Genomic DNA, 13,206 nt, shown 5'->3' on the forward strand with positions numbered 1-13,206 from the left:
GCTAAATATTGATTTAAATTAAAATAAATTAATAGGTTTAATCAGAGAAAGTTATCGCTAAGGTGGCTTTCTCTACTGATAAAATTATTACTGCTTAAAATATACAAAATAAAATTCTCAATTAACTAGCAGTCAACATCATCTATTGCTCATCTATTGATTTTTAATCTACCTATATGGCAGTGAACACAAGAGTATCAGTTTAATGAGAATCGTAAATTTTCTAAGCTGCCTATATGGCAGTGAACCATCGGTTGGAGGTGTGACATTGTCAGGGTATTTTCTAAGCTGCCTATATGGCAGTGAACGTTCAAGTAATTCACCCTTTTCTCGCTTGTCATTTCTAAGCTGCCTATATGGCAGTGAACCAGTGCATGGGATTGAGATTTTAGAAGTTTAATTTCTAAGCAGCCTATATGGCAGTGAACGCTATGAAGTTACTGCAAAGCCTATTTTTTCATTTCTAAGCTGCCTATATGGCAGTGAACTGTTTATCAATTCCTGCGCCAATCTTACCTATTTCTAAGCTGCCTATATGGCAGTGAACGTTAAACGTTACTTAACAAAGGTGCTCAACATTTTCTAAGCTGCCTATATGGCAGTGAACTTGGCGCTGTTACTGGTCTATTGGGTTTGGCATTTCTAAGCTGCCTATATGGCAGTGAACTGTGAAGCACCGTTAAAAGCTGCGTTGCTATGTTTCTAAGCTGCCTATATGGCAGTGAACTACGTTGTGACTGGTGAGTATTACTACGGCATTTTCTAAGCTGCCTATATGGCAGTGAACCACATTTACGATACTCACCCTTTTTACCCAACTTTCTAAGCTGCCTATATGGCAGTGAACTATAACAATGTCTTTTATGAAGATGGCTGTAATTTCTAAGCTGCCTATATGGCAGTGAACATTGATGAGCCTGATAAGGGTAATGGATGTTCTTTCTAAGCTGCCTATATGGCAGTGAACATTACCCTTGGCTTATTCAAGTTTCGCCAAGTTTTCTAAGCTGCCTATATGGCAGTGAACCAGCACACACCATTAATACAAATGTGAGTGTATTTCTAAGCTGCCTATATGGCAGTGAACTATACTAAGCCACCGCAAATCCCTCCAGCAATTTTCTAAGCTGCCTATATGGCAGTGAACAATCGAGAGGATCAACAAGCTGTATTAGATATTTTCTAAGCTGCCTATATGGCAGTGAACTTGAGTATCTTGAAGTAGCGTTTGAGCCAATTTTTCTAAGCTGCCTATATGGCAGTGAACTGATATTTGCATTAGTGCCGCCATTGCTGGAGTTTCTAAGCTGCCTATATGGCAGTGAACAAGAAATACCTGTTATTGCTGAAACGTCTAACTTTCTAAGCTGCCTATATGGCAGTGAACCGCTGTTGTTGCAATGCATCACGTAATTCTGATTTCTAAGCTGCCTATATGGCAGTGAACAATAGCCTTGCTCAGAAGGATCTTCATTTTCATTTCTAAGCTGCCTATATGGCAGTGAACTTGAAATGTTCGGTTCTTGGAAGCGTCCTAATTTTCTAAGCTGCCTATATGGCAGTGAACGCCCCGTCATTAACTTTGCGGCAAGCTACTGTTTTCTAAGCTGCCTATATGGCAGTGAACGAAATTTATTTGCCAATCGAGCAATCGACTATTTTCTAAGCTGCCTATATGGCAGTGAACTCCAAGCGTTAGAGGAAGAATTTCATCAAAAATTTCTAAGCTGCCTATATGGCAGTGAACGTTCCACCTTTGACATTGGATGTTTTGTGTTTTTTCTAAGCTGCCTATATGGCAGTGAACTACCAGTATCAAGCCCAACTGATACTACACAATTTCTAAGCTGCCTATATGGCAGTGAACTTCATATATTTACCCTTCATTGTGTCTAAGATCTTTCTAAGCTGCCTATATGGCAGTGAACAAATAATTTAACGGTTAGCAATTCTTATTATATTTCTAAGCTGCCTATATGGCAGTGAACAAATACCGAATGTATGGATGCCTGCAGCAACATTTCTAAGCTGCCTATATGGCAGTGAACATCTTAGATATTGGACGTTCACTAACTTTACACTTTCTAAGCTGCCTATATGGCAGTGAACAATAATTTTAAATCAAAAAACACTCTGATAACAGCAAGTTAATTATAAAAATCATAAAATACCAAAGTTTTTTACAATATATATAACCACTTGATTTTATTAAACTATAAGAGTGTAAAAAAATATTAGGGTAAATTTTTGATATGAATAAAAAACATAGCAAAAAAACCATCCGCAGATGGTTTTTTAACACATGATCTATTATTGAAGTGAAGTCTGTCTTCACTTCAATATAATTGATTAAAATTTAAAGGTTGCACCTACAAATACTTTTTGACGTTCAACGAAGTATGCATCTCTACCATTTGACAACTTTTTATCAAGTAAATTAGTAAAACCGCCACGTACAATAAGCTTATCATTGACTTGATAATTACTTGCTAGATTTACGATCGTATGTGGTTTTTGCATCGTAGGGGTAGCGCCTTTATCGGTCAAATATTGTTTACCCAAATATTGTGCGGACAACTCTAAATTGAGTGGATCGGTTGGCTGCCAATTTAATGCGGAATTCACTGTTAATTTTGAAGTAGTCAGTAAAGTTGCACCAGTATCTTCATTTTTTGCTTTTAAGAAATAGGTAGCATTATTATTCCATTTTAGATTATCTAAAACTGGGAAATTTACAACCATTTCGATACCACGTGTTACCGCTTTTTGAATATTTTCATTACGGGTAAACCAAATACCACCTTCGTGACCTAATGGTGAATAAGCGATTTTATTTTTAAAATCTGTATGGAAAAGTGTCAAACCTAAGTCCGCACCAGAACCAGTATAATTCACACCAATTTCATAGTTTGTGCTTTCTTCAGGTTTTAAGTTGGGATTACCTGTCATATAGCAACCACCGCCTGTATAGGTATCTGGTTTTTGCTTACTGTCATACCAAGTTTTACCTTTTAAACCATTACAGCCATTCCCGCCAGACTGAGTAGCTCCACCAGGAGATGATTCTTTCACTGTTGGTGCTCTAAAGCCTTTTGCGACCCCACCTTTAATTACCAGATCATCTGTTAGACTATAAACTAAATAACCTCGTGGACTATGATGTGCACCGTATTTATCATCATGATCTAAACGATTCCCTACGGTTAATGTCAAATTATCCAACAATGAAATATTGTCTTCAAAAAATAATGCCCAATTCTTATTATTCACTGTAGGATCGGTATAACTTTTCCCATCCCAACTCCCTCCTGGTAGAGTGCCAATCGTGTCAGTATTGGTTAATTCTTGTTTTTTCCATTGACCGCCAACAGTTAAGACTTGCTTAAACATTGCCTCAAATGGCATGGTTAAACTACCTTCAACAATCATTTCATTTGATTTAGTTTTAGAACCAAGCACACTTGAATCATAGTCATTGTAATATGCACTTAATTTAGATTTACCAATTGCCCACTCGCCATCATGCGATATGCTATATGAGTTATGTTCTAATTTATTTGCGCCCCAACTGGTCTCCTGCTCAGCACCTGTTGTGGCGTTAATTTGAGAACCCTTTTCATTCTTTTGAATACTATGCCCCGCTTCAAAACTGAGTGAGTGTTTATCTGTTGGCTGATAATGCAACATCGCATTGTAGTTTTGATCTTGAGAACCTGTGGTCCCATTTCCTGCTTTATATTTTTTATCTGCCTCTCGCTCAGTCATCCCTACTGTCAAGCGCAGACCTAAGGTATCCGTTAATGGGCCAGCAGCCATGATGCCTGTTTGTAAAGATGTACCTAAATCAGAAGAGGTCGTTGGCTGAGTATAATTTAACGTAACATTACCACCCCAAACACTAGGAATTTTCTTGGTAATAATATTAATTACTCCCCCCATTGCATCTGAACCATACAAAGAAGACATTGGACCGCGGACAACTTCAATTCTTTCAATCATATCAGGAGTAATCCAATTTAAATCCTGTCGACCTAAATCTGGACGATAATTTGTATCTCTTGAAGACCCGATGCGTTTGCCATCAACTAAAATCAGCGTGTAATTATCTGGTAAACCACGTAATTTAATCTTAGAACCTTCGCCTGAGGGACTAATTCCACCCGTTACCCCCGGGACTTTACTTAATAATTCTCCAAGACTCCCCACTGGTTGTTTTTCGATATCTTCGCTTGTAATAACACTAATACTTGCTGGTGCTTCTTTAACATCTACAGCTTGACTACTCGCAGTCACCACAATTGTTTTTAATTTTGTCGCATCTTCAGAAGTATCTTTTGCATATGCGGAAATTGACATTGCGGTGAGTATTGAAATTGACAGTGTCTGGAATCTTAATTGTTTATTCATGTTAATACGCAACTTAAATACGGAGGAATTGTGAAAGAATTGTTGCGTATTGTATTTGAGCAAAACTTCAAATGCAATTACTAATAATAATAATTATCATTTATATATTTTTAACTTGAGGTAAATTTATGCAAATACTCTTAATCTAAAATACATGAAAAGTATTTTTTTAAAGACCAAATTCAAGAAGTAGTTTTGTAAAATTGAATTCAAAAATTTCTTTTTAAATGTCCTTTTTATAGCTTTCTTTTTCTACAAAAAAGAAAGCTTACAAGCCATAAAATGCTTGTAAGCTCTCTTTTACTTATTTGCTGAATATCATCAAGCTCAAATTGGTCAGATTTAAAGAATCAAATACATTAAAAATTTATAAATATCAGAATCTTCAATAATTAGTGCAACGTTTTTGATCAATTTTACTCAATTTCTTCTAATTCAATATTAATAAGACACACTTTTCCCCAAAAAAGCATAGTCCTATTTATTGATAAAATAGATAAACTAAAATTCTTACTTTTTGGGTAAATTAGGTTTCGTTGCGTAATCTACACCATGCTTTTCTAAATACTCACGAATTAGTTGGCGAACCACTTGTGAAGGCTTTAGATCTTGACGATTGCACAATTCTTCAAAAGCTTCCTTTTTGTTCGGGTCTATCAAAATAGTTAATCTTGCTGTTTTATTTTCCATATCCCCAATCTCTTAATTTATTTAGAAATAGAATTCTAATAACATTTATGAGATTTTCAATGATATTTTTTTATTTTATAGTATTCATATTTATAACTTTACATTCATAGACTTAAGTCGACTATTTCACTCAAGTTTCAACGTCTTTAGATAACCTATATTCGGGCTGTATTTATATGTTAAATATATTTTCTAATTTCTTAGTATTGATGACTTAAAATGGCTATTACATCGTATCAAATATAATAGCCAATCAATGTTTTAAGAAAAATCTAACTCTTTTTCAAAAATACGAAGCTCATGTCTTGCCATCGCTAAGTTCGATTTTTGGCGATCTAATACCAGATATAAAAATAAATCGCTATTCTTTTCAAGTGGTCGTAATAAATGGTATTGCTTCCCAAGTGTGATCAAAACATCATCAATCGTATCTTGCAAATTTAATGCTTTTGCTGTTTTAATTTTTGCTCTCAAAACTTCCGTATTTCCCGCAGCAGCAAGTTCTAAATCGATCCCCGTTCCTTGAGCGGCAAGTGATAATCCACTGGTATAGTCTACAAGTGCTGCTGCTGTGAATCCATCAATTTCCGCTAATGGATTTAAGTCAATTTTAGCCATTATTTTTAACCCCTTTATTTAATATAAGATGATTTATATAGATTTATAACGCTCTATAACAACATAAAAATATCATAAAATGATAATAAAATATTATATTATTATAATAATATGTATTTTTTTTACTGTTTTTCAGCACCTTGACATACAAAAACCCTCTTATGAGGGTTTTATCAAATTTTTAAATTTCGTTAGCTTAGCGCTTTATCAAAGCTTACACTCTATTTCAGATCACAATATTCCACTTGATCGAATCATATCTAAACCTTTAGCTAAGTTTATAATTTTATCTGTTCTCTTTTGATTGACAAATAGTAGAAGAGAAATCTGAAAAAGACTTCAATTCAAAAATTTACTTTGGATTTTTAACATTCACTCACCGCCCCCATACCATTGTGAAAATAAAATAGCCAGAAGCGCTATTGTTTAAACCACAAAATTAGTCGTCACTCTGCTTGAATGATATTTTCATTTGTTTAAAAACCAAGCCAGATGCTATAAAACCGAGGCATCCAATAACGATAAACTCAACAATAGCTTCGATTAAACCTAGAACAAAAAAAACTATGGATAAGACTACCGATACAGTAAAAACGATCTTCCCAAACATTAGAATTAAGCCACTTTAAAGATCAATGTAAATTTAACTATAAAATCATAGTATATAAGTTTTATGAAATTAAAAAAGTAACGATAAATTTCTGTGTAATCTTGACTGTACTTAGCTCAACGGCTGTCTATGTTCTCGAATTGTAGTCTTGCTTTAATCCCCGTAATTTTTAGATAAAAGGTCCTGTTTTTTAAAAGAAATCTGAACAAATTATCAACTAATTAAATTTAACTATCCATCAACTATTTTTAAATTAAGTTATGAATTTGGCAGATCTACTCTTTTGGAGATGGAATCCCTAAGTTTATATCGATCAACTGCGATACAAATATTATGCGCAAGCTGAAGATACGCCAAAGTTAGAATACGATATCGGCAATAACTGCAGAATCAAGATAAAAACTCTTTTGTATTTTTAAGAATTTAAATGCACTTTTCATGTAGTACCACATTAATGATCAGGAAATTATTGATCTTGTCATGATAAAATCATTTTTTAAAAAGTAATTCAAAAATCGTTTGGAAGAATTTTTCATGAAACTTATAGTAATTTTATCTACTTTTATGGTTTTACTTTCTGGTTGTGCTGCAATGAGTGTTGAACAATGTAAAACTGCGAATTGGTTTAACGTTGGTGAAAAAGATGGCGCTGCTGGAAATAAATCCCATATAGATAAATACTATTCTTCTTGTAAAAAAGCCAATATTATTCCTAGTCAAAATCTTTATGAAATGGGTTATCTAAAAGGTTTAGAGGCTTACTGCCAACCTGAAAATATCTTTTACGAAGCTTTAGAGGGGCGCGGTAATTTTCGAGTTTGCCCGGCAGAGAAACGCGAATCCTTACGTCATTATTTTCAAGTCGCCAGTAACTTTTACTATGCGAATACAGAATTTAATACTTCACAGAATAATATAGATTACTATCTTGGAAAATTAGACAGTAAAGATCTGTCTAACAAAGATCGTGATGACTATAAAAAGAAATTATCTGACCTCCGAAGCAATAGCAGTCAAGTACGCTCACGTTACCAAGATGCGCTTCGGAATCTAGAACGTTTTAAAGCAGAACATCATCTCTATTAGATTTAAACAAAATCACAGACATATACTCACTGATGATTGCAAACGCCGCTTGGAATAAATCATTCAAATAAAAAAGCCCCACATCACTGTGAGGCTTCCCCTTAATTTTTGCGCTGATTAAGGATTATTGTATGTTTATTCACTATAATGAATTAACAATCACAGTTTTACTAAATAACGTGAAATGTGTCAATTTAAAACATAAAATAAGCATGTTTTACAGCTATTCACCGTCATTCATTGATACAGACTTGTTTTCTTAATGGACTATCTTGAGGAAGATCGCCATTAGACGAACCAATACCATGCGTAATACCATTTTCATCATAAAATGACAAATATGTATAGGTTTTATTTTCATCACAGTCTAGATAAGTGATCATTTTCATATATTTAAAAGAATTACCCTGCCTATCCTTAGCAATTCTCAACATAACTGCTTTATATTTAAATTGGTCCAATTCTGGCTCTCTTTTTACAAGAAAAAGGGATTTTTTAATTTTAGATGTATGCTTATCATCTAGCTCTTTTTTAAACTTTTTAATATCTAATTTTTCTTCAAGAAAAGTTGGTTTTATTGGATCAGCAAAGCTAAACTTCGAATTCAATATAAGAAACGCCAAGACAAATTTTTTCATCATTGATTTAAATGTCATATGCAAAGAAGTTTAATCTCATAAATTAAAGCCTTAATTTTAGATGGGTGCACTCGCTCAGTAATTTTAAAGACTTATATCAATATCGATGTTATTGGCAATGTCAGAAACAATATCTTTACCCGTATTCACAATCAACCGACCTGCTTCCACAATCAGATCAACAGCATCCAATGGATTGATCGAATTCACGATATCATTCATTACGCTAGAATCTTTTTGCTCTTGTTGGGATTGCTGTTCTAAATTTTCATTTTCTAGATTACTCACTTTCTTCTCTCATAAAAATCATAAATCCTATCGGGTTATCTCATAGATTTCCAGCACGTGATTCAATACAGGTGAAATATGCCCAACTCACTCATAACACCAATCGCTAGCATTTATTAACTGTCTTTATCAAAGATATGTTAAGTTGAAGTTTGATCTTGTATATTTACTTTTGACTAGTATTTAAGCAATATAATAAAACTAAGCTAACTATTTAAATAATTTTCTAATTAAGCCTATCCTGTTTAAAAATCAAATCCTATCAAAAAATAAAATATAAATCGTCAAAATGTCGAAATAAAATTATTCTTATTTTTGGAAGTATAAAAACTCGCAGTTATTTAATTCCAAAAAACAGAAAATATTTTTTCTTCGCCTGTATTTCTAATCTTAACTTTATACCCTGCTTTCTTAAATTCCTCACCCAAATTAATTATTTCATGATGAGTGAAATCTTTAGTGATATATTCACTTATAAACAGCTCTCCTTGATCCGCTTTTAACCGAATTTGGGTCTTCAAAAAACTTTTAAGCTGATCAATTGAAAAATACAGCATGTGATTTGAATCTATTTTATTGTCACTCATTTTTGGTTTTGGCATTAAAAAAACTCATATTAAAGAATGTCAAAAATATTATGATCAACTTAACTTTGAATTGAGTATAAATATTGAAATATCATGTATTCAGTTGAAATCAATCTATACGATTATTTTTTAACAACTTTTAAGCAATGATGACAAACTTCCAACTCACCATCTTTACAATAATGTGTTTCAATTACGCGATGAAAGCCAAAAATACATTTTATGAATTGAATCAAAATCAACTCCTCCATAGGGTAAAAGCTCACCTCAAGATGAGCTTTCCCAGCCAGCAATTTTATTATGGAAGCCATATTCCAGTTGGAACATTTCCCAATAAGTGTACGAGTAATGTTAAAGCTACAAACATGAAAAAGAAAAATGCAATGCTTATTGATTTGTGTATCATGATTTCACCTCCACTTTATTGTTGTTTCTTTTTTATACAACAAATTATTTAAAATATCAAATAATTTAAATAACTTATAATTTATTTTTTACCATTTGTTAAAATTAACCTTTCGATTGCAAAAATATTGCAAAGCTAAAACTGGCCTAATCAACTCAAATTTAAGATACAACTGGGGTATAAGGTCTACCTATTTCAGTGAATTTATTCGAAACTGCAATTCTCGTATGCACTTCATTGACCTGACTTAAAAAGTACTTTGCTGATAATTTATCTCCTAATAAATTAATTCAGTGCATCTTGGTTTCAACCAAACTTCGAAGATGATAGCCTGACCAATTTTTTCACATTGTCCTCCCCAAATACTTAATCGTTCTTAGTTGTTGTTTTCTCTTTAATGTATGAGCTTTTGTATCTTTCCAAGGCTTTGCATTTTTTCTCGACAGAACGATAGAACGTGTATGTCTATCTGAAATCACCTATCAACAGTATTTTTTGTCATAAGCTCCATCCGTATAGTTGGAATCTATATGTTTATTTTTGGAATTTAATCAAGTAAATCCCTGAATACTTTTGAATCTCCCACGATATTTGTAGTGAGCTGAACAGCACGTATTTACAATGTTTTAGCATCAATACCAATGTGGAGTTTACACCATTGTCGACAATATTCAGGCTAAGGTTTCTTACGCTTCAATTCTCTTTCAACTAAAAATTTCATACCTGTAGAGTCAACTCATAGGTGAAGTCCATCTCTGCTTTGTTCTAAGCTAATTGCAATATCAGTATACTTTTTTTCTTCCAAAAAGGGTTGAATAATCTGGTACAGTCCAGTCTAATCTGCAAAGACGAACGAGACTTTGAACAAATCCTGTGGTTATTCGTAAAGTTAAACGAAAGAGAGATTTAATTATTAAACAGTACTGAATCGCTTTATCTGAGTAGGTTTGATTTCGTCCTTGTTTGTATATTGATTGTGCATAGCGCTGAGTAATTGGAATCAAACCAAATAGTGATATTGCCACAATTAATTTAAATCTTCGCAGTATACTGCTCATGTAAGGAGACCAATTCGTTATACGATATATTTTGGATGCAGACTCATTCATCTAAGAGTTATATTGCTGAATGAGCCTTTAGAGATAGCTTTGTGCAACTAAGCCAAAATTAACTACCAAATAATAAAAATAAGAGAATTCATAGATTATCCTAAATTATAGATATCTGACTTTAAACCAAATATTCCAAGGTAAAGTTGACTGATATAAAAAAGGCACATTTGCGCCTTTTTTATATCTAAAGTATATTTAGTTTTTTAGTAAATAAGTTTTAATAATTTCATTCTCATCTAATATCATCAACTCATCAGCTACCCAAAAAATATAAAACTCGTTTTTAAACTTAATCTTTCTTTTCGAATAGTTTGTTACTGAGTCTGACTGGTTAGCTTTTACTTTAAAAGACTTTTTATTATCATGTCCTAGCAGCTTACTTCCGTGCCAAGGTCCACCTATACAAATATTCATAATGTTTGAATTAAAAAATGTGGTCTTGAATGTACATTTAAATCGTGGAATAAACAATCTATACCTTGGTATAAATTTTAATCAAAAACTTACTCTCATAATTCGTCCCTATGGTGCATTATTTAATACTTTATCAGCTAAAGCTAAAAAACCAGCTCAACAATTTACGATAGCAATTCCTAATATTGACTCCCTCCAAAAATAACGTGATAAAAATCACATTAAACACACAATATTTTTGAAATAAATAGAACAATTCATCTTATTTCCTATTTTTAAGTAGAAGTCAGAAACCGATTGTTTATTGTCTAACATAAAATTAATCAACCCACCTAAAAAAGGTGGGTTGATTAAAGACTTAGATAGCAAGTCAAAGTGAAAAGCACAACCTTCTTCACTGATTAAATTTTACACAATTCATATTAACATTCAAATAAAATATTTTACCTTTTGGTAAATCTTCATATATGTATCGTCAACTTTATGTAACAGCCTCATTATTTAGACTAGAAAAATCAAAGATTTTGTGCGAAAAAAGCTAAATCATCAATCTTTATAGATTCACAACCCTCACATTTTCTATTCTAAATTTATCTCATATTATGCATATAAAAACTAAATAAAATACTGATATATATACTATTTTATTTAAAATAATAGAACTTGATTTTTTTTGGTTATTTTAAACACTATTAAAAAAAAGCGATTTTGAAATATTTAATACTCACTGATGACCATAATGCTCATTGGCATTTATTTTAAAGATAACACAAATAAATATTCATAAAGAGAGGGTCATGTGGGTTTGTAAATCATACAAAATGATAGAAAAATAGAATAGGTTCACTACAATAATAATAGGAAATCTTGCATGTAGCCAGTCAGACACTAAACAATGAACTTAAATTCAAATTTCCCTTTATAATCAATTTCATCCAAATAATCTTTAATGTCATGCGCTATATTTTTAAAAGTATTTAAAACATCACTTGGTGGATCAATCATAACTTCAATTTTATAATTTTCATCTTCTCTATTTATAGTATGTGTATATGCACCATCACAACTCATTCTTAATTCTAGATCATGCTCAATCTTTTTAGTTAAGTTATTTGTTATCAACACAATTTTTGAAAATCTATGCATATTCCTTCTTTCCATAATCAGATAAAGAATCTCGCAATTCCAACCAAAAATCCTTTTTAATTAAAAGTTTGATCAGTCAGAGAAGCAATGGCGCTTGAGCTACGATTCACTATATCGTATTTTATAGATATAATAATTCAGGTTTAGTAAAATAATCAACTGTTAAAATTTAAAAGATTCTACTATTATGAGATTTCTTTCTCAAAAAATTAAATTTTTTAGAACTTTTATAGATAAATTATTATCATTAATAATAGCACATTTAAATAAAAAATTTAATAATATCAAAAATATACATAGGATAATTTTATCAAAAATCATTGTAACATTTCAAATCATGTTCTTAAACTTCAATTCCCAATAAGACTCTATCGATCTGAGCTTGATTAATAAGATTGTGGCTTAGTAGGTTTCTTAAACAAGTTAAATGGATTAGATTGAATCAGGCGCACTGTCGCAAAGGGTCTAGCTTTATTGGTAATAAAGAAGCTCAAGCAACACTTGATGCTGAAAAATCCAGTACAGATAATACTAAATAACAAACAATCCAAATGCTTCAAAAAACGGCTTTAGCTGGAGTGAATGCAATTGTTGGAATGGCGAATGTTGTAGCTGGTGATGTTAATGCGAGAACTCAGTCGAATAACGAATATTCGGATAAAGCAGCGATTAAAGAAGAGGCTAAAGGTAAAAAGCAAATAGATTTTTTAAAAACTTACTGGGGCATGGTAGTTAGAATCGGAAAACATTTGATGTTAAACCAGAGTATATATTAGCTCAATTTTCAGGTGAAACTGGGTGGGGAGAACATATAAATCCACGGGCAAAATTTAATCTGGGAAATATTATGGCAGGTTCTTCTTGGAAAGTAAAAACGGTGAGAGTATGGGATAAAATAGAAAAGTCCTACGACCCTTACAGAGTTTATGACAGCCCTGAACAATTTGCAGATGACTATATAAAAACAATAGCAAAAGCAGGACGATATAAAACAGCTAAAGGTGCAAAAACTCCTGAAATGTTTTTTCAGTTCTTAAAAATTCAGTTTATGCTTCCTATAAAACTATGTATCTAAAAATTTTACCATGGTCAAAGATGTTAGTCAGCGCCTTAGTCTTAACAATTTATCTCAATCAGATAACCCATCAAAGCCTAAAACTCCGATTAACAAGGAGATACTTTCTAAATTTGCTCAAAATGCAGA

At 32.3% G+C, this 13,206-nt stretch carries 10 protein-coding genes, 1 pseudogene and 1 CRISPR repeat array; of the genes and pseudogenes, 3 read left to right on the forward strand and 8 right to left on the reverse strand.

Features of this window, described 5'->3' with window-relative positions:
• Positions 1 to 160: 160 nt before the first annotated feature.
• Positions 161 to 2,109: a CRISPR direct-repeat array (repeat unit 28 nt; unit sequence TTTCTAAGCTGCCTATATGGCAGTGAAC).
• A 240-nt stretch (positions 2,110 to 2,349) separates the two neighbouring features.
• From ACG916_RS05715 to ACG916_RS05725, 3 genes are all read right to left on the reverse strand, one after another.
• Positions 2,350 to 4,407, reverse strand: coding sequence for a TonB-dependent receptor domain-containing protein (locus ACG916_RS05715; protein ID WP_419327370.1), 2,058 nt, complete (start codon positions 4,405 to 4,407; stop codon positions 2,350 to 2,352).
• A gap of 510 nt (positions 4,408 to 4,917) precedes the next feature.
• Complete coding sequence (locus ACG916_RS05720) at positions 4,918 to 5,097, reverse strand: ribbon-helix-helix protein (protein ID WP_336953158.1); 180 nt, start codon at positions 5,095 to 5,097, stop codon at positions 4,918 to 4,920.
• Positions 5,098 to 5,358: 261 nt separating this feature from the next.
• Positions 5,359 to 5,715, reverse strand: a complete 357-nt coding sequence (locus ACG916_RS05725; RefSeq protein ID WP_336953159.1) for a roadblock/LC7 domain-containing protein — start codon at positions 5,713 to 5,715, stop codon at positions 5,359 to 5,361.
• A gap of 1,144 nt (positions 5,716 to 6,859) precedes the next feature.
• Here ACG916_RS05725 and ACG916_RS05730 point away from each other — a divergent pair.
• Positions 6,860 to 7,411, forward strand: a complete 552-nt coding sequence (locus ACG916_RS05730) for a DUF2799 domain-containing protein (RefSeq protein WP_419327369.1) — start codon at positions 6,860 to 6,862, stop codon at positions 7,409 to 7,411.
• A 233-nt stretch (positions 7,412 to 7,644) separates the two neighbouring features.
• Here the strand turns inward: ACG916_RS05730 and ACG916_RS05735 are convergent, their stop codons facing one another.
• The 5 genes and pseudogenes from ACG916_RS05735 to ACG916_RS05755 all read right to left on the reverse strand — a co-directional run bounded on the left by ACG916_RS05735 (position 7,645) and on the right by ACG916_RS05755 (position 12,002).
• Complete coding sequence (locus ACG916_RS05735) at positions 7,645 to 8,052, reverse strand: hypothetical protein (RefSeq protein ID WP_336953162.1); 408 nt, start codon at positions 8,050 to 8,052, stop codon at positions 7,645 to 7,647.
• Positions 8,053 to 8,133: 81 nt separating this feature from the next.
• Positions 8,134 to 8,337 carry a hypothetical protein gene (locus ACG916_RS05740; protein ID WP_419327368.1) on the reverse strand — a complete coding sequence of 68 codons (204 nt, stop codon included), beginning with the start codon at positions 8,335 to 8,337 and terminating at the stop codon, positions 8,134 to 8,136.
• A gap of 341 nt (positions 8,338 to 8,678) precedes the next feature.
• Positions 8,679 to 8,939, reverse strand: coding sequence for a hypothetical protein (locus ACG916_RS05745; RefSeq protein ID WP_336953166.1), 261 nt, complete (start codon positions 8,937 to 8,939; stop codon positions 8,679 to 8,681).
• A gap of 552 nt (positions 8,940 to 9,491) precedes the next feature.
• A pseudogene (locus ACG916_RS05750) lies at positions 9,492 to 10,439 on the reverse strand (IS5 family transposase).
• 1,305 nt (positions 10,440 to 11,744) lie between these two features.
• Positions 11,745 to 12,002: a hypothetical protein gene (locus tag ACG916_RS05755; RefSeq protein ID WP_336953168.1), complete on the reverse strand. Its 258-nt coding sequence runs from the start codon at positions 12,000 to 12,002 to the stop codon at positions 11,745 to 11,747.
• Positions 12,003 to 12,553: 551 nt separating this feature from the next.
• Here ACG916_RS05755 and ACG916_RS05760 point away from each other — a divergent pair.
• Together ACG916_RS05760 and ACG916_RS05765 are read left to right on the forward strand one after the other, a co-directional pair.
• Complete coding sequence (locus ACG916_RS05760; RefSeq protein WP_419327367.1) at positions 12,554 to 12,778, forward strand: hypothetical protein; 225 nt, start codon at positions 12,554 to 12,556, stop codon at positions 12,776 to 12,778.
• Positions 12,772 to 13,077: a glucosaminidase domain-containing protein gene (locus ACG916_RS05765; protein WP_419327542.1), complete on the forward strand. Its 306-nt coding sequence runs from the start codon at positions 12,772 to 12,774 to the stop codon at positions 13,075 to 13,077. Before ACG916_RS05760 ends, ACG916_RS05765 begins: the two co-directional genes overlap by 7 nt.
• Positions 13,078 to 13,206 lie beyond the last annotated feature (129 nt).

Source organism: Acinetobacter legionensis (assembly GCF_048552295.1).
Lineage (GTDB): Bacteria > Pseudomonadota > Gammaproteobacteria > Pseudomonadales > Moraxellaceae > Acinetobacter.